The 15,640-nt window shown below is 69.9% G+C and carries 18 protein-coding genes; 9 read left to right on the top strand and 9 right to left on the bottom strand.

Annotated elements, in window-relative coordinates; translation table 11 throughout:
• Positions 1 to 46 precede the first annotated feature (46 nt).
• Positions 47 to 493, top strand: a complete 447-nt coding sequence (locus tag EPN98_RS22995; protein ID WP_293365275.1) for a hypothetical protein — start codon at positions 47 to 49, stop codon at positions 491 to 493.
• On the opposite strand, the gene EPN98_RS22990 is transcribed toward EPN98_RS22995, so the two are convergent.
• The 7 genes from EPN98_RS22990 to rdgB all read right to left on the bottom strand — a co-directional run bounded on the left by EPN98_RS22990 (position 436) and on the right by rdgB (position 7,096).
• A complete protein-coding gene (locus EPN98_RS22990) occupies positions 436 to 1,980 on the bottom strand; it encodes a YifB family Mg chelatase-like AAA ATPase (protein WP_293365274.1) in 1,545 nt (514 codons plus the stop codon). The genes EPN98_RS22995 and EPN98_RS22990 overlap by 58 nt on opposite strands.
• A gap of 134 nt (positions 1,981 to 2,114) precedes the next feature.
• Positions 2,115 to 3,062 carry a glutathione synthase gene (gshB, locus tag EPN98_RS22985; protein WP_293365273.1) on the bottom strand — a complete coding sequence of 316 codons (948 nt, stop codon included), beginning with the start codon at positions 3,060 to 3,062 and terminating at the stop codon, positions 2,115 to 2,117.
• 72 nt (positions 3,063 to 3,134) lie between these two features.
• A complete protein-coding gene (locus tag EPN98_RS22980; protein ID WP_293365272.1) occupies positions 3,135 to 3,950 on the bottom strand; it encodes a transglutaminase family protein in 816 nt (271 codons plus the stop codon).
• A 21-nt stretch (positions 3,951 to 3,971) separates the two neighbouring features.
• On the bottom strand, positions 3,972 to 4,343 hold the full coding sequence (locus EPN98_RS22975; protein ID WP_293365271.1) for a YraN family protein: 372 nt from the start codon (positions 4,341 to 4,343) through the stop codon (positions 3,972 to 3,974).
• Positions 4,340 to 5,224, bottom strand: coding sequence for a 16S rRNA (cytidine(1402)-2'-O)-methyltransferase (gene rsmI, locus EPN98_RS22970; protein ID WP_293365270.1), 885 nt, complete (start codon positions 5,222 to 5,224; stop codon positions 4,340 to 4,342). Before rsmI ends, EPN98_RS22975 begins: the two co-directional genes overlap by 4 nt.
• Positions 5,225 to 5,312: 88 nt before the next feature.
• The gene (gene hemW, locus EPN98_RS22965) at positions 5,313 to 6,500 is read right to left on the bottom strand and encodes a radical SAM family heme chaperone HemW (protein ID WP_293365269.1); all 1,188 of its coding nucleotides are present in this window, start codon (positions 6,498 to 6,500) and stop codon (positions 5,313 to 5,315) included.
• Positions 6,497 to 7,096, bottom strand: coding sequence for an RdgB/HAM1 family non-canonical purine NTP pyrophosphatase (rdgB, locus tag EPN98_RS22960; RefSeq protein WP_293365268.1), 600 nt, complete (start codon positions 7,094 to 7,096; stop codon positions 6,497 to 6,499). Before rdgB ends, hemW begins: the two co-directional genes overlap by 4 nt.
• Before the next feature lie 38 nt (positions 7,097 to 7,134).
• On the opposite strand from rdgB, the gene EPN98_RS22955 reads away from it, so the two are divergent.
• The 3 genes from EPN98_RS22955 (at position 7,135) to EPN98_RS22945 (ending at position 8,293) form a co-directional block, all read left to right on the top strand.
• Positions 7,135 to 7,392, top strand: a complete 258-nt coding sequence (locus EPN98_RS22955) for a hypothetical protein (RefSeq protein WP_293365267.1) — start codon at positions 7,135 to 7,137, stop codon at positions 7,390 to 7,392.
• A gap of 124 nt (positions 7,393 to 7,516) precedes the next feature.
• Complete coding sequence (locus EPN98_RS22950) at positions 7,517 to 8,044, top strand: DUF2975 domain-containing protein (protein WP_293365266.1); 528 nt, start codon at positions 7,517 to 7,519, stop codon at positions 8,042 to 8,044.
• A 12-nt stretch (positions 8,045 to 8,056) separates the two neighbouring features.
• The gene (locus EPN98_RS22945; protein WP_293365265.1) at positions 8,057 to 8,293 is read left to right on the top strand and encodes a helix-turn-helix transcriptional regulator; all 237 of its coding nucleotides are present in this window, start codon (positions 8,057 to 8,059) and stop codon (positions 8,291 to 8,293) included.
• Positions 8,294 to 8,815: 522 nt separating this feature from the next.
• Here the strand turns inward: EPN98_RS22945 and rph are convergent.
• Complete coding sequence (rph, locus tag EPN98_RS22940) at positions 8,816 to 9,532, bottom strand: ribonuclease PH (protein WP_293365264.1); 717 nt, start codon at positions 9,530 to 9,532, stop codon at positions 8,816 to 8,818.
• A 151-nt stretch (positions 9,533 to 9,683) separates the two neighbouring features.
• Here rph and hrcA point away from each other — a divergent pair, with 151 nt between their 5' ends.
• From hrcA to EPN98_RS22920, 4 genes are all read left to right on the top strand, one after another.
• Positions 9,684 to 10,709: a heat-inducible transcriptional repressor HrcA gene (gene hrcA, locus EPN98_RS22935; RefSeq protein WP_293365263.1), complete on the top strand. Its 1,026-nt coding sequence runs from the start codon at positions 9,684 to 9,686 to the stop codon at positions 10,707 to 10,709.
• Between the two features lie 7 nt (positions 10,710 to 10,716).
• The gene (gene grpE / locus EPN98_RS22930) at positions 10,717 to 11,316 is read left to right on the top strand and encodes a nucleotide exchange factor GrpE (protein WP_293365262.1); all 600 of its coding nucleotides are present in this window, start codon (positions 10,717 to 10,719) and stop codon (positions 11,314 to 11,316) included.
• A gap of 278 nt (positions 11,317 to 11,594) precedes the next feature.
• Complete coding sequence (dnaN, locus tag EPN98_RS22925; RefSeq protein WP_293365261.1) at positions 11,595 to 12,713, top strand: DNA polymerase III subunit beta; 1,119 nt, start codon at positions 11,595 to 11,597, stop codon at positions 12,711 to 12,713.
• Between the two features lie 199 nt (positions 12,714 to 12,912).
• On the top strand, positions 12,913 to 14,082 hold the full coding sequence (locus tag EPN98_RS22920) for a PEPxxWA-CTERM sorting domain-containing protein (protein WP_293365260.1): 1,170 nt from the start codon (positions 12,913 to 12,915) through the stop codon (positions 14,080 to 14,082).
• A gap of 180 nt (positions 14,083 to 14,262) precedes the next feature.
• Here the strand turns inward: EPN98_RS22920 and EPN98_RS22915 are convergent, their stop codons facing one another.
• Positions 14,263 to 14,553 carry a zinc-finger domain-containing protein gene (locus EPN98_RS22915; RefSeq protein WP_293365259.1) on the bottom strand — a complete coding sequence of 97 codons (291 nt, stop codon included), beginning with the start codon at positions 14,551 to 14,553 and terminating at the stop codon, positions 14,263 to 14,265.
• Between the two features lie 93 nt (positions 14,554 to 14,646).
• Here EPN98_RS22915 and EPN98_RS22910 point away from each other — a divergent pair, with 93 nt between their 5' ends.
• The gene (locus EPN98_RS22910; RefSeq protein ID WP_293365258.1) at positions 14,647 to 15,597 is read left to right on the top strand and encodes an ABC transporter ATP-binding protein; all 951 of its coding nucleotides are present in this window, start codon (positions 14,647 to 14,649) and stop codon (positions 15,595 to 15,597) included.
• Positions 15,598 to 15,640: the final 43 nt, after the last annotated feature.

Raw genomic sequence — 15,640 nt, 5'->3', positions numbered from 1 at the left:
ACGACCCTCGGGAACCGCCGGGGGTCGTCTTTCTTTGTCCTATCAGTTGCCGATCTGGGTCTGGCCAACCGTGCTTATGGGGGTCTGCGCGATTGCGGTCCTGCGTGGCCGCGATCTGGAGCGCCTGGCCGCCGCAAGCGAGTTGGCGACCTGGGCGCTCTCGCTGCTCGTTTTCAAGTCGCGCAGCGAAAGCACGCAGTGGGCGGTGCTGCTCATCGACGTGTCGCTTCTTGTGGTCCTGGCCTGGATCGCGCTTCGCAGCCCGCGCTACTGGCCACTCTTTGCGGCGGGCTTCCAGCTTCTTGCCGTCGCGACACATCTCGCCCACGCCACAGACGCGCTCGTGAGCGGCTGGGCGTATCAGACCGCCGCACTGATCTGGAACTACATGACCCTTTTCGCCATCGGCTACGGCGCGATCACGGCGCCCCGGCGTTACGCCGAGATCGACGCGCTGGGGCCGCCGGCCATGGCCGGGGCGATGCGGCGATAGATCAGCGCCTCGGCGACGTGCACCCGGCGCACCGGGCCCGAGCCTTCGAGGTCGGCGATGGTGCGCGCCAGGCGCAGGGTGCGGGTCCAGCCGCGCGCCGACAGGCCGCCCGCCTCGGCCGCCCGGGCCAGCAGGGCGCGGGCCGGTGGGTCCAGGTCGACGATCGCCTCCAGGAAGTCGCCCTCGGCCTGGGCGTTCAGCACCGGCGGGCCATCGCGCCCCTTCCAGCGGTCGATCTGCAGCGTGCGGGCGGCCAGCACCCGGGCCGAGGCCTCGGCGGTGCCTTCGGCGGGGGCGGGCAGGGCGAGGTCGGCGGCGGTCACCGGCGGAACCTCGACCTGCAGGTCGATGCGGTCCATCAGCGGGCCCGAGATCTTGCCCTGGTAGTCGGTCTGGCAGCGGGGCGCCCGGCCGCACGCGCCGCGCCCGGGGCCCCCGTGGCCGCAGCGACAGGGATTCATCGCCGCCACCAGCTGGAAGCGGGCCGGATAGCGCACGTGGGCGTTGGCGCGCGCCACCACCACCTCGCCGGTCTCCAGGGGCTGGCGCAGGCTGTCCAGCGCCTGGGCCCCGAACTCGGGCAGCTCGTCCAGGAACAGCACCCCGTTGTGCGCCAGGCTGACCTCGCCCGGCTTGGCGCGATGGCCGCCGCCGGTCAGAGCCGCCATGCTGGCCGAGTGGTGGGGGCTGCGGAACGGCCGGGCGCGGCTGAGCTGGCCCTTGGCGATCAGGCCCGCCACCGAATGCACCATCGAGGTCTCGAGCAGCTCGGCCGGCGTCAGCGGCGGCAGCAGGCCGGGCAGGCGCGCCGCCATCATCGACTTGCCCGATCCCGGCGGGCCGATGAAGGAGAGGTTGTGGCCCCCGGCCGCGGCGATCTCCAGCGCCCGCTTCGCGTTCTCCTGGCCCTTCACGTCGCGCAGGTCGGGGACCCGCTCGGCGTCCAGCATGTCGCCCGGCCGGGGCGGCGACAGCACCTGGGTGCCGCGGAAGTGGTTCACCAGCGCCACCAGCGACGGCGCCGCCAGCACCCGCGTCTCGCCCGCCCACGCCGCCTCGGGCCCGCACGCCTCGGGACAGATCAGCCCCAGGTCCATGCCGCCCGCGGCCACCGCGGCGGGCAGCGCCCCCGCCACCGCCGTGATCCGCCCGTCCAGCGCCAGCTCGCCCATGGCGGCCCAGCCCTCCAGCGCGTCGGGCGGGATGATCCCCATTGCGGCCATGATCGCCAGCGCGATCGGCAGGTCGTAGTGGCTGCCCTCCTTGGGCAGGTCTGCCGGGGCCAGGTTGGCGATGATGCGCCGCGACGGCAGCGCCAGGCCCATGCCCTGGAACGCCCCGCGCACCCGCTCGCGGCTCTCCTGCACGGCCTTGTCGCCCATGCCGACGATGAAGAATTTCGAGTCGCCCATGGTGAACTGGACCTGGACGTCGACCCGCACGGCGTTCACGCCGTCGAACGCCAGGGTCACCACCCGCGCCGCCATGCCTCAACCCCTTGTAGTCGCTCGAAAGTTATCCACAACCGAGCATACAGTCGGGCTCAGATCAAGAACAAAAAAGGAACCTAGGGAGAAAGTGAGACGTTTCCGTGACTTCGGCGCGTCTCTTCGACAACAACCTAAGCGTTTGCCCGCAGGGCTTCAATCCGGCGCCACATCACGTCCGTGGCATCGATTCCGGTGAAGCGCTTCAGGGCCACGGCGCCGGTCGGCGAGGTGACGTTGATCTCGGTCAGGTAGTCCCCGATCACGTCGATCCCGACGAAGATCAGGCCGCGCGTTTTCAGCTCGGGGCCGATGGTGGCGCAGATCTCGCGGTCGCGGGCGGTCAGCTCCACCGGCTGGGCCTCGCCGCCCACCGCCAGGTTCGAGCGGATCTGGCCCTTGGCCGGCACGCGGTTGATGGCCCCCACCGGCTCGCCGTCGACCAGCAGGATGCGCTTGTCGCCCTTGGTCACCGACGGCAGGAACTTCTGCACGATCACCGGCTCGCGCCCCAGCTCGGCGTGGATCTCCAGCAGCGAGTCCAGGTTGGGGTCGTCCTTCAGGTGCCGGGTCACGCCCGAGCCGCCGCGGCCGTTCAGCGGCTTCAGCACGATGTCGCCGTGCCGCTCGCGGAAGTCGCGGATCGCCTCGCGGTCCCAGGTGATCAGCGTGGGCGGCTGCAGGCCGGGGAACTGGGTCACGAACAGCTTCTCGGGCGCGCTGCGCACCTCGGCCGGGTTGTTCACCACCAGCACCTTGGGGTGCACCTTCTCCAGGAAGAAGGTGGCGTCGATGTAGTGCATGTCGAACGGCGGGTCCTGGCGCATCAGCACCACGTCGAACTCAGTGAGTTCCGCGCGCCGCACGGGGCCGGCCTTGAAGTGGTCGCCCTTCACCCGCTGCACCTGGATGTCGCGGCCGCGCACGAACACCCGGCCGTCCTCCATCGCCAGCGAGTCGGTCAGGTAGACAAAGATCGAGTGCCCGCGCGCCTGCGCCGATTCCATCATCAGGAACGAGGTGTCGCCCTCGATGTTGATGCCCTCGATGGGATCCATCTGGACGGCGACCTTCAGGGACATGCGGAATTCCTCAGGCGGTAAAGCTCAGCCGACATAGGGGGTCGTCGTCGTAAGCGCCAGTTCTCGAACCGATCAGTTCAGCCGCAGCCTGACCCGCTCCCGCTGCGCCCGCGCCGCCAGCGCGGCCCCGCCATCGAGCGCCGTCGCCCGCTGCAGCGCCTCCAGCGCCCCGGCCAGGGCTCCCTGGCCCTCGCGGGCGGACGCGACGTCCAGCCAGGGGCGGTGGTCGGCGGGGTCGAGGAGTGCGCGCCGCAGGGCCGCCCGCTCGGCGCGGGCGAAATCGCCGTGGGCGCTGGCGTTGGCGAAGATGATGTTCTGCAGGCGCAGCAGCACGGCCCGGTCGCTTACGGGCGTCATCAACCGGTCGAGCCGATCGGCCACGTTGGGCGTCAGGCCCGCATGCAGGGCGCGCCGCGTCAGCTCGGACGGCAGCACCACCCTGCCTTCCGAGAACGGGTCCAGGGCGAGCGGCCCCTCCTCGGTCTCGATGCGCAGCAGGAAGTGGCCCGGGAAGTCCACGCCCTGCACCGTCAGGCCGCACTTGCGCGCGGCGTGCAGGTAGTAGAGCCCGATCGTGACCGCGAGACCCTTCTTGCGGGACGCCACGGCGATGACGTCGGCGTTCTCGGGGTCTTCCAGAGTGAACAGGTCGCCGGTGATCCCCAGGTCGCCCGCGATGGTCTCGGCGATCGCCTCCTCAGGGCTCTCGCGCTTCAGCCGCTCGGCCAGCCGCTCGACGCCGATGGCGGCGGCTTCGCGCGCCAGCACCGGGTCGCGCGTGGGGTCCTCGTGGATCGCGCACGCGATGGCGGCCTCCAGCAGGGGAAATTCGCCCTCCGGCGCGCCCCCGGCCTCCGAGAGGATGGTTTCGGCTTCGTCGCGGTTCATCAGGGTCCGTTGCATCCCCGCTTACGCGCCCTTCCAGGCGTCCGGAATATGCCGGGGAAGCTTGCCGGGCGCGAGGGCCATGAGGTCCAGGCGCACCGCACAGGCCGAGAGCCCCGGCCGGTTCGCGGCCAGCTGGGCGCCCGCGCGGCGCAGGCGGTCGCGCTGGTCGAAGGTCACGGTGTCCAGCGCCACCTCCAGGCTCGTGCGGCTCTTCACCTCCACAACCGCCAGGACGGCGCCTCGTTTCGCCAGCACGTCGATTTCGGCCTGCGGCGTCTTCAGCCGGAAGCCCAGGATCCGATAGCCCTTGGCCATCAGCCAGGCGACCGCCACCACCTCGGCGCGGCGGCCGGATCGGCGCGCGGCGCCGCCGCGGGCGACACGCACGTTCACGACTTCGGCTCCCCAAGGTCCTTGAGTTCAAGGGCCCGGCGGTAGAGATCGCGCCGCGGCAGCCCCAGCGCCTTGGCCACCTCGCCGGCGGCGTCGGCCGGCTTCAGGCGGGTCAGCGCGTCGCGCAGCGCCGTGTCGGCGTCGGCGGCGGTGGCCTCGATCTCGCGGCCCGGGGCGACCAGGATGACGATCTCGCCCTTGGGCGCGTCCAGCTTGGGATCGATCGCCAACTCCCCCAGCGGGCCACGGTAGAAGGTCTCGTAGAGCTTGGTGATCTCGCGGGCGACCACCGCCTCGCGCTCGGGGCCCAGCACGACGGCCATGTCCGCCAGGGTGTCGGCCAGGCGCGAGCCGCCCTCGAAGAACACCAGCGTGGCGCGCAACCCGGCGAACTCGGTCAGGAATGTCCGGCGCGCCGCGCTCTTCGGCGGCGGGAAGCCCACGAACAGGAACCGGTCGGTCGGCAGCCCCGCCGCCGACAGCCCCGCCAGCAGCGCCGACGCACCGGGAATCGGAACCACGTTGTGGCCGGCCGCCGCGGCCTCGCGCACCAGCCGATAGCCGGGATCCGAGATCAGCGGCGTGCCCGCATCGCTCACCAGCGCCACCCGGCCGCCGCGCTCCAGCAGCGCCATCGCCTTGGGCCGCGCCCGCTCGGCGGCGTGCTCGTCGTGGCGCTCCAGCGTCGCCTTCAGCCCGAACGCCTGCAGCAGCTTGCCGGTCACCCGGGTGTCCTCGGCCAGCACCAGGTCGGCCTGCTTCAGCACGTCCAGCGCGCGCAGGGTGATGTCGCGCAGGTTCCCGATGGGCGTCGCCACCACATAGAGCCCGGGCGCGAGCGGGGCGTCGTCGAGCATCGGCGGGGGCAGGGTGCGGGCCATGGGCGGGGAGGGTTCTCCCGTCACCCCTCCAAACGCAAGCCTGCACACGTAACGCGCAACCGCGATCTGCCGAGAGGCGAGGTCCCGTTCAGGCGCCGAGCACCAGTTCGGACGTCACCGCGTTCAGCAGCCGCCGCCCGTCCTTGGTCGCCCGCAGGCGTTGGGTGTCGTCAGCCAGCAGGCCCATCTCGATCAGCCGCCGCACCACCGGCGCCTCCGGCGACAGGCCGAGCGCCGACACATCGCCAAACCCCACCCCGTTTCGGATGCGCAGGCCGCTGAGCAGGCGCTCCTCGGCCGCCTGGACCGCGGTCAGCGTCTCGCGCGCCGCGAAGCCGGTTCCCGCCGTGGCGACACGGGCGATGTAGTCCGCAGGCCGGTCCGCGGCCTCCGTCGCCACGCGCGCGCCATCCACCGTGATCCGACCGTGCGCGCCGGGTCCGACGCCGACGTAGTCGACCCCCGTCCAGTACACGAGGTTGTGCCGCGATCGCGCGGCCTCGCCCCGGGCGTGGTTCGACACCTCGTAGGCCTCGAACCCCTCGGCCTCCAGCACGGCCTGGGTCGCGTCGTAGAGGTCGGCGCCGGCCTCGTCGCCGGGCGGGACGAACAGGCCGCGCCGCACCGCGCGATCGAAGGCGGTGCCTTCCTCGATGGTCAGCTGATAGGGCGAGACGTGTTCGGCGCCGAGGGCGACGGCGGTCCTGAGCGCCTCGGCCCAGGCCTGGGGCGTCTGGTCGGGCAGGGCGTAGATCAGGTCCAGCGACAGACGGGGAAACAGCCGCGCCGCGGTCTCGGCCGCGCGGCGGCCCTCGGCGGCGTCGTGATTGCGACCCAGGAACCTGAGCGCGGCGTCGTCCAGCGACTGCAGCCCCAGCGACAGGCGATTCACCCCCGCATCGACGAGTCCCGCGAACCGGCCGGCCTCGACGTCGGTGGGGTTGGCCTCCAGGCTGACTTCGAGATCGGGCGCGGGCGTCCAGAGCCTTGTCGCGGCGCCCACGATGTCCGCGACCCAGGCGGGATCCATCAGCGACGGCGTGCCGCCGCCGAAAAACACCGACACCAGCTCGCGCGGACCGGTGATGGCGCGCTGCGCCTCGAGGTCGCTCACGATCGCGCGCGCCAGCTCCGCCGCCTCGGCCTCGCGCCCCCGCGCCCTGAAGACGTTGAAATCGCAGTAGGGGCAGATCCGCGCACAGTACGGCCAGTGGACATAGACGCCGAGTTTCGCGCGCGCCTCTCCCCCGGGCGGGGAGGGGCCGGAAGTCGTCACAGCAGCGCGGCCTTCAGCTTCACGAAGGCCCGGGCGCGGTGGCTCATGCCGTCCTTTGCGGCGGGTTCCATCTCTCCGAAGGTCTGGGTGAAGCCCTCGGGGATGAAGATGGGGTCGTAGCCGAAGCCCTTGTCGCCGCGCGGCGGGAAGGTGAGAACGCCGTCGACCCGGCCCTCGACCACCACGGCCGGGCCGCCGGGCCATGCCACGGCCAGCGACGAGGTGAACCAGGCCGAGACGTCCTCGGCGCCCACCTCCTCCAGCCGCTCCTCCACCTTTTTCATGGCCAGGCCGAAATCCTTCGACGGCCCCGCCCACCGGGCCGAGTAGATGCCGGGCGCCCCGTCCAGCGCCTTGACCGACAGGCCGGAATCGTCGGCCAGGGCGATGAGGCCCGAGGCCTCTGCGGCGGCGCGGGCCTTCAGCAGGGCGTTGCCCTGGAACGTCTGCTCGGTCTCTTCCGGTTCGGGCAGGCCCAGCTCGCCGGCCGCCACCAGCTGGAAGCGGCCCTCCAGGATCTCGGCCAGTTCGCGCGCCTTGCCCGGGTTGTGGGTCGCCACCACCAGCCGCGTCCCCGGCTCGAGTTTGAGGGTCATGCGCACGCTCCGTGTCTTCGGGGGCGAAACCTACCGCCGTGCGCGGTTCGCTGCATTGCGAAAGTTTAACATTGTTAATCGATATTCACGTGATCGAGAAACGATGCGGGCGTATTGATAATCACATCGAAGCACAGCGCTTCACCCACCCCGCTGCCGCAGCGCAGCAAACAAAACGGAGTTCCAAAATGTTCGCCAACGCCATGAACGTCCTCGACCGCACCGCGATGAGCTTCATCGTTCTCCTGGCCGCCGCGCCGATCCTGAGCATCGTCGCCCAAGCCGCCTTCCTCTAAGCTCCGAAGTCCGAGAGCATGAGGTTCGTCCAACGATCCGCCCCGGCGCTGGCCCCGGTCTGAACGACCACCCGCCGCCGGCGCGGATCACGACGAAACCAAAGAAGGGGGAGCTACCAGAGACATGCGCGCCTTGGGTCCGGGCTCGGTTTCGAGCTTCCTGAAGATCATCCTCGATGTGGTTTTTGCGGCCCTGTGGATCGGCGTCGCCGTCCTTTCCCTGATCACGCTCGCGGCGCTGCTGCTGAGCTTCAATCCCGACCTCCTGTCGGGCGTCAAATTCAACGGCGAAGCCGCCGAGCTGCTGGAGCGCGGTCCCGTCCTGACCGCCGGACTCGCCGCCGCGGCGCTCTACCTCGCCGGCATCCTCGTCATCGTGGGCTCGCTGCGCCGCATCTTCACGACGCTCACCGCGGGCGACCCCTTCCATCCCGACAATGTCGCCCGCCTGCGCCTGATCGGCCTGATGCTGGCCGGCCTGGAGCTGGGCCGCTACGCGGTCTGGGCGGTGGGCACGCTGCTGCCCGGCGTCGAACGCAACCAGCCCACCATGGGCCTCACCGCCTGGTTCTCCGTCCTTGTGGTCTTCGTGCTCGCGGAAGTGTTCCGCGAAGGCGCCCGCCTGCGCCGCGAAGCCGAGCTTACGATCTAGGGGCCCCGTCAGATGCCGATCCGCGTTAGCCTCGACCGGGTGCTGCTCGACCGACGCATGTCGCTGACCGAGCTGGCCGACCGCGTCGGCGTGACCATCGCCAACCTGTCGATCCTCAAGACCGGCAAGGCCCGCGCGGTGCGCTTCTCGACCCTGTCGGCCCTCTGCCGCGAGCTGGACTGCCAGCCGGGCGACCTCCTGGTCTACGAACCCGGGCCCGACGACAGCTTCGATGAGGACGACGCCTAGAGTCCGCCTCCCGCCGAGGGTCAGCCGGCCCTCGAGCGTGCTGCGTTGCGGCATCTCGCATGCGGCATTGCAGCGCATATTTATTCATCAGGTCGGGAAATGCTTGCCATTCCCGAGACGAACCCCTATCTCCACGCTCAAGTTGCACTGCACAATGGAGGGTTCGACATGATCGCCCTGATCGAAAAGTTCCTGGACGCGATGTTCGCCCCGCTGGCGCGCGAACTCGAGCGCGTGCCCCCGCAGGCCATGCGTTTCAACGTGTTCTTCTAAGTCACGCGCCGTCGCCGCGGTTCCGCGAAAGCAGGCCGCAGCTTCACGGACGTTCACGGCGCCGACCCCGCGAGGGGCGGCGCCGTTTTCGTTTTCCCTCCCCTCCGGGGAGGGTGGCGACCCCGGAACTGGTCCGGGGGCGACGGGTGGGGAAGCCGCGATCCTCACCGGCGCCCGCCCTATGGCCCATACGTCCCCACCCTGATCGCTTCGCGATCTGTGCCTCCCCTCGCGGGAGGGAGGGCGCGGTCAGCCCGCCGTCGCCGTCCGCTGCATCTCGCACAGCTCGCCGATACCCTTGCGGGCCAGCGAGAAGAGGGCGTCGAACTCGCCCTGGCTGAAGCCGCGCTTCTCGCCGGTGGCCTGGACCTCGACGATGTCGCCCTTGCCGGTGAGCACGAAGTTGGCGTCGGCCTCGGCGTTCGAGTCTTCCTCGTAGTCCAGGTCCAGGACGGGCGTGCCGTTGAAGATCCCGCAGCTCACCGCCGCCACCTGGTCCAGGATCGGGTCGGTGGCGATCACGCCCTCTTCCAGCAGGTACTTTGTCGCCAGCCGCAGGGCGACCCAGGCGCCGGTGATCGAGGCCGTGCGCGTTCCGCCATCAGCCTGCAGCACGTCGCAGTCTATAGTGATCTGGCGCTCGCCCAGCGCCTTGAGGTCGATGATCGCCCGCATCGAGCGGCCAATCAGGCGCTGAATCTCCTGGGTGCGGCCGCTCTGCTTGCCCGCCGCGGCCTCGCGCCGGCCGCGCGTGTGTGTGGCGCGGGGCAGCATGCCATACTCGGCCGTGACCCAGCCCTGGCCCTTGCCGCGCAGGAAGCCCGGAACGCCTTCTTCCAGGCTGGCGGTGACCAGCACCTTGGTGTGTCCGGCCGAGATCAGGCACGAACCCTCGGCATAGCGCGTCACCGCCGTTTCCAGGACGATCGGGCGCAGGAGGTCGGGGGCGCGTTCGGAAGGTCGCATCACGTCGGCTTTCAGGCGTTGTCTTTGAGGGCGCGAGCTTGCGCCGCTTCGGGCCGCGCTTATCCTAGATCAGGAGTACACAGTCCATGGGCCAACCCTGACGCACCCTGTCACGCCATCGCCGTTTTCCGTCGGTCCCAGTCTCACCGACATGGACGCCCGCGCCCGCGACATCTTCCGGCGCATCGTCGAGAGCTATCTGGAGACGGGCGAGCCGGTGGGTTCGCGCACCCTGTCGAAGGGCGGCGTCTCGCTGTCGCCGGCCTCGATCCGCAACACCATGCAGGACCTGACGCACCTGGGCCTGCTGGGCGCGCCGCACGTCAGCGCCGGCCGCCGGCCCACCCATGCCGGCCTGCGCCTGTTCGTCGACGGGCTGATGGAGGTGGGCGACGTCGGCGAGGAGGAGCGGCGCAGCATCGAGGCCCGCCTCCTGGCCCATGGCCGCAACTACGAGGATGCCCTGAACGAGGCCTCGGCGATCCTGTCGGGCCTGGCGGGCGGGGCGGGGGTGGTCGTCACGCCGATGCGCGACGCCGGCGTGACCCACGTGGAGTTCGTGCCGCTGTCGGGCGACCGGACGCTGGCGATCATGGTCTTCGACGACGGCACGGTGGAGAACCGCCTGATCCGCCTTCCGGAAGGCGTAACGCCGTCTGCGCTGACCGAGGCCTCCAACTTCCTGAACGCCCGCCTGCGCGGCAAGACGCTGAACGAGGCCAAGGCCGACCTGCGCGTCGAGCTGGACCGTGCGCGGCTGGAGCTGGACGCCACCGCGGCCCGCCTGGTCGAGGACGGCTTGGCGGCTTGGGGCGGGGGCGAGGCCGAGGATCGCGCCCTGATCGTCCGCGGCCGCGCCAACCTGCTGGAAGACCGCGACGCGCTGGAGGACCTGGAGCGGGTCCGGTCGCTCTTCGAGGATCTGGAGCAGAAGGAACAGCTGATCCAGCTTCTGGACGGGGTGCGCGATGGCCAGGGGGTGCGCATCTTCATCGGCGCCGAAACGCGACTCTTTTCGCTTTCGGGTTCCGCTGTCATCGCGGCGCCCTATATGACGGGCGCCCAAAAGGTGGTGGGCGCGATCGGCGTGATCGGGCCCGCGCGATTGAACTATGCCCGGATCATCCCGTTGGTGGACTACACCGCCCGGGTGCTGGGCCAGGTGATGAAGAGCTGAAGGTCTGATGTCCGAGGAACTGACGCCTGCCGATTTCGAATCCGGTGACGACGCCGGCGCCGATGTCGAAGCGATGGCCGCCGAGATCAAGGCGCTGAAGGAGCAGGTGCTCCGCTACGCCGCCGAGGCCGAGAACACCAAGCGTAGAGCCGAGCGCGAGATGAACGACGCGCGCGCCTATGCGATCACCAAGTTCGCCCGCGACCTGCTGGGCGTGGCCGACACCTTCGACCGCGCGCTGGCCGCCGCCCCCGAGGGCGAAGGCGCCGTGAAGAACTTCGTCGTCGGCGTCGAGATGACGTCCAAGGAGCTGCAGTCGGCGTTCGACAAGAACGGCCTCAAGAAGATCCACCCGCCCAAGGGCGAGAAGTTCGACCCCCACAAGCACCAGGCGATGATGGAGCAGCCCGCCGGCGACGGCGTCGAGCCGGGCGGCGTGATCCAGACGCTGCAGCCGGGCTACGAACTGCTGGGCCGGCTGGTTCGTCCGGCCATGGTGGTGGTCGCGGCCAAGGGCGCGGCGCCCAAGGCCGATGGCGGGGCCAACCCCTATGGCGGTGAGGGCGACGGCGCCGACCGCGGCGGCAGCGTCGACACCAAGGCCTGACTTCCCTCCCTGCCGGGGCTATCGCGGTAAGCCCTCTCCCCCTTGCGGGGAGAGGGTTGGGAGTGGGGGTGTCAACGCCGAGTCCGAAGGTTCGCACCCCCACCCCCAGCCCCTCCCCGCAAGGGGGAGGGGAGCATCCAGGCCGGGAAAGCTGTGGGTAGGGCCCTGATCCCCTTTTCCGGGCTTGCGAAATCGCTAATGTCCGCAGTCCCCTCCCTTCGGGGCGTGCGCGTATCGAGTTGATTCGACCGTGCGCGATTGGTGAGCCGGGACCTGGAATGAAGCTGACGATCGAACGCGCCGCACTGCTCCGCGCGCTTGGCCATGTGCAAAGCGCCGTCGAACGCCGCAACACCATCCCGATCCTGTCGAACGTGCTGTTGTCGGCCGACCGCGACCGCCTGACGTTCTCGGCGACAGACCTCGACCTCGAGATCATCGACGAGGCCCTGGCCCAGGTGGACCAGCCCGGCCAGATCACCGCGCCGGCCCACACGCTGTACGAGATCGTCCGCAAGCTGCCCGAAGGCGCCGACGTCAGCCTGTCGTTCACGGGCGAGGATCCGCGCCTGACCGTGGCCGCCGGCCGCTCGCGCTTCAACCTGCCGGTCCTGCCGGCCGGCGACTTCCCGGTGATGTCGGCCGAAGGGTTCTCGGGCTCGGTCGACGTCGACGTGAACGACCTGATCCGCCTGATCGACAAGACCCGCTTCGCCATCTCGGCCGAAGAGACGCGCTACTACCTGAACGGCCTCTACGTGCACACGGTGATCGTCGACGGCAGCCCGCGCCTGCGCGCGGTGGCCACCGACGGCTCGCGGCTGGCCCTGGCCGACATGCCGGCGCCCGAGGGCTCGGCCGGCGCGCCCGGCGTGATCGTGCCCCGCAAGACCATCGGCGAGATGCGCCGCCTGCTGGACGACGCCGGCGAGAACGTCGCCCTGCAGATCAGCGCCCAGAAGGTGCGGCTGGAGATGAACGGCGCCGCCCTGACCTCCAAGGTCATCGACGGCAACTTCCCCGACTACGCGCGCGTCATCCCCAAGGACAACAACCGCACGGTCATGGTCGACGCCAAGCTGTTCGCCCAGGCCGTCGACCGCGTCGCCACCATCTCGGCCGAGAAGAGCCGCAGCGTGCGCATGGCCATCGAGAGCGGCCGCGTCGTGCTGACGGTCCGCAACATGGAAGCCGGCCAGGCGGTGGAAGAGCTCGAGATCGACTACGACGGCGAGCCCTTCGAGCTGTCGTTCAACGCCCGCTACCTGCTGGACATCACCGACCAGATCTCGGGCGGCTCGATGGAACTCCGCTTCGGCGGCCCCAACGACCCGGCCCTCGTCCTCGACCCGGGCGACGCGGACGTCCAGTACATCCTGATGCCGCTGAGGGTGTGACTGCGCCCGCGCCTGTCGACAGGCGCGCCCCGGCCCTCCGGCCGCCTGCCTCATCCCGGCCTTGGGGCCGGCGGCCAGGACTGCGCTGAGGCTGGAAGAAGCCATATCGAACGATAGGATCGCCGCCTGACTTTCAGATCAGATTGTTGAAGAAGCGAGGTTTTTCGTACCCTGCGGCATCGTCTTCGCAGGATGTTCTATGTCACGCGCCGTTCGCCTTTCCCTCGCCGCCCGTTCCTCGCTACTGGCGTCCGCTGCGGCGGGACTCGTTGCGCTGGCCACGTCGGCCCAGGCCGCTATCGTTGTCCCGACGGCGGCGGCGGCGTCTTCATCCTACGGAGGCTATGAAGCAGGCTACGCCATCGACCAGGGTGGCAACGCGGCGAACACCGACTGGGCGTCGCAAGGCCAGGGCGCGGCGTCCTTCATCGATCTGGCGCTGGGCGGCCACTACAGGCTCTCCGGCGCCACCATCGTCGACAGGGTTACGTCGGGCGGCGGCAACGGAGCATTCGTCGGCGGCGTCTACGACTATACGACCCAGATTTCGCTTCAGGCGATATCGGGAATCGGCGGGACGGCCCTCGGCGCGGCGCAGACGTTCAGCTTCTCCGTGCCCTCCGGCCCCGTGAGCCTCGCCGACTTCACCCATAGCCTTACTCTCGACCCGCTGTACGCGAGCTATGTGCGCTATTCGGTGCTGGGGACGAACGGCGCGAACCCTGGCCTCTCAGGCATTTCTTTCGAAGGCGAGCTGCAAGCCGCCGTGCAACTGCCCCCCAACCTCCTGTTCAACGGCGACTTTGAGGCGGGCAACACCGGCTTTGGAAGCTCGTACGCCTACGTCGACACCACGGGCCCGTGGACCCTCGGAATGCCTGCGACCTACGCCGTGGGACTTCGGGCGAACGATTATCACAGCGCGTGGGCCGGCTTCGGAGATCACACGTCCGGCCGGGGCAAAATGATGATTCTGAACGGGTCGCTTGATCCTGACGTCACTCTTTGGTCGCAGAGCGTCGACGTGCAGGCCAACCGCCCCTACGACTTCGGCGCCTGGATCGCCTCGACCTATCCGGTCAGCCCCGCCGCCCTGAAGCTCTATATCAACGATGTCGAAGTCGGGGGCTTTGGCGCCGATGCGAGCGGCGCCTGGACGTCGGCGTCGCTGCGCTGGTTCTCGGGCGCCAGCACGACCGCTCATCTGCGGCTGGTGGGTAGCAACCTCGAGTGGACGGGCAACGACTTCGCGCTCGACGACCTCAGCCTCCGTGGCGCCGTGCCGGAGCCGGGGACCTGGGCGCTCATGATCGGGGGTTTCGGTCTGGTCGGGGTCTGCCTGCGCCGCCGCCGGCTGGCAGCCGCCTAGCTCCCCGGCTCCGCCGCGACCAGGCGCTGGCGAAGTCGTCGCGCGTCGCATTGTCCCATCCGAGCGTCGATCCGGTCCTACGGCGTCGTGAAAGGGAGGGAGAGAAGGCGTGGGGCGTGCGCGCAGCGCAAGCTTTCGCCGCCGCCGCGCCCCAGGCCGAACGGGCCGCGCGACCCGGTCTCAGTGTCCGCCGGAGCCTTCGTAGACGCCGGGGGCAAGGTGTCCGTCTTCCTTGCCTTCGCTGCCGTGCGCCAGCACGAAGCGGCGATCGCAGTAGGGGCACTCGACGAAGTCGGCCCCGCCCATCTCCAGGTACACCCGCGGATGGCCCAGCGCGCCGCCGATCCCGTCGCAGGCGACGCGGTGGCTGCGCACGGTGATCACCTCGGGCGGGTTCGCATCGACGATCAGCGCCGCCTTGGCGGGCGCCGGTTCGGGCTTGGACTTCGGAGCAGCGGCTTTGCGGGCCATGGATCGTCACTACCTTGGTGGAGGTCGCTTGGCTCACCGCCAGCGTGGCCCTAGGTATGCGACCACGGCTCGGCGCGTCAACGATAGGACCCCATGGATCTCCCCGAATACGCCATTGAGGCCAAGGGCCTGACCAAGACCTACGCCGCCACCAAGACGACGCCCGAGATGAAGGCGTTGCGCGGCATCGATCTGGCCATTCCCCGAGGGTCGATCTTCGGCCTGCTGGGCCCGAACGGCGCGGGGAAGTCGACCTTCATCAACATCCTGTCGGGCCTCTGCCAGAAGACCAGCGGCCAGGTGAAGATCTGGGGCCGCGACATCGACACGCACCCCAGGGACGCCCGCGCCGCCATCGGCGTGGTCCCGCAGGAGATCGCCGCCGACCCCTTCTTTACGCCGAAGGAGTCGCTGGAGGTGGCCGCCGGCATGTACGCGGTGCCCAAGTCCGAGCGCCGGTCCGACGAGCTGCTGAACGCCCTGGGCCTGGGCGACAAGGCCAACGCCTACGTCCGCCAGCTGTCGGGGGGCATGAAGCGCCGCCTGATGGTGGCCAAGGCCATGGTCCACAATCCGCCGGTGCTGATCCTGGACGAGCCCACCGCCGGGGTCGACGTCGAGCTGCGCAAGCAGCTCTGGAACTATGTGCTGGAGCTGAACCGCAAGGGCGTGACCATCGTGCTCACCACCCACTACCTGGAAGAGGCCCAGGAGCTCTGCGACCAGATCGCCATCGTCAACCGCGGCCAGGTGGTGGCCTGCGAGCCCACGACCACGCTGCTGCGCCGGATGGACATGCGCCACGTCCTGGTGACGCCGGAAGAGCCCGTGACCGAGGCCCCCGCGCTGCCCGGCTTCGAGACCAAGCTGATCAAGGCCGGCGGCTTCTCGGTGAGCTACCGCACGGGCCAGTCCAGCGTCGAGCAGGTGCTGGCCGCCATCCGCGCCGCGGGCCTGCACATCAAGGACATCTCCACCGAAGACCCCGACCTCGAGGACGTCTTCGTGAGCCTCACCTACGCGGCGGAGCCTTCCCTCCCTTAAGCCGGGCGGGGAAGGTCGGGCCGGGATCCAGGGGTCGGGGAGG

The sequence above is a fragment of the Phenylobacterium sp. genome (assembly GCF_004299445.1).
Lineage (GTDB): Bacteria > Pseudomonadota > Alphaproteobacteria > Caulobacterales > Caulobacteraceae > Phenylobacterium.
Note: the sequence above shows the minus strand (reverse complement) of the source record. Positions and strands in the feature narration are given on the sequence as shown.

Excerpts from the sequence above, each read along its gene's own strand:
- EPN98_RS22990 (WP_293365274.1), bottom strand. The coding sequence starts at position 1,980 with ATGGCGGCGCGGGTGGTGACCCTGGCGTTCGACGGCGTGAACGCCGTG.
- gshB (WP_293365273.1), bottom strand. The coding sequence starts at position 3,062 with ATGTCCCTGAAGGTCGCCGTCCAGATGGATCCCATCGAGGGCATCAAC.
- EPN98_RS22980 (WP_293365272.1), bottom strand. The coding sequence starts at position 3,950 with ATGAACCGCGACGAAGCCGAAACCATCCTCTCGGAGGCCGGGGGCGCG.
- rsmI (WP_293365270.1), bottom strand. The coding sequence starts at position 5,224 with ATGGCCCGCACCCTGCCCCCGCCGATGCTCGACGACGCCCCGCTCGCG.
- rdgB (WP_293365268.1), bottom strand. The coding sequence starts at position 7,096 with ATGACCCTCAAACTCGAGCCGGGGACGCGGCTGGTGGTGGCGACCCAC.
- EPN98_RS22950 (WP_293365266.1), top strand. The coding sequence starts at position 7,517 with ATGCGCGCCTTGGGTCCGGGCTCGGTTTCGAGCTTCCTGAAGATCATC.
- EPN98_RS22945 (WP_293365265.1), top strand. The coding sequence starts at position 8,057 with ATGCCGATCCGCGTTAGCCTCGACCGGGTGCTGCTCGACCGACGCATG.
- rph (WP_293365264.1), bottom strand. The coding sequence starts at position 9,532 with ATGCGACCTTCCGAACGCGCCCCCGACCTCCTGCGCCCGATCGTCCTG.
- hrcA (WP_293365263.1), top strand. The coding sequence starts at position 9,684 with ATGGACGCCCGCGCCCGCGACATCTTCCGGCGCATCGTCGAGAGCTAT.
- grpE (WP_293365262.1), top strand. The coding sequence starts at position 10,717 with ATGTCCGAGGAACTGACGCCTGCCGATTTCGAATCCGGTGACGACGCC.
- dnaN (WP_293365261.1), top strand. The coding sequence starts at position 11,595 with ATGAAGCTGACGATCGAACGCGCCGCACTGCTCCGCGCGCTTGGCCAT.
- EPN98_RS22920 (WP_293365260.1), top strand. The coding sequence starts at position 12,913 with ATGTCACGCGCCGTTCGCCTTTCCCTCGCCGCCCGTTCCTCGCTACTG.
- EPN98_RS22915 (WP_293365259.1), bottom strand. The coding sequence starts at position 14,553 with ATGGCCCGCAAAGCCGCTGCTCCGAAGTCCAAGCCCGAACCGGCGCCC.
- EPN98_RS22910 (WP_293365258.1), top strand. The coding sequence starts at position 14,647 with ATGGATCTCCCCGAATACGCCATTGAGGCCAAGGGCCTGACCAAGACC.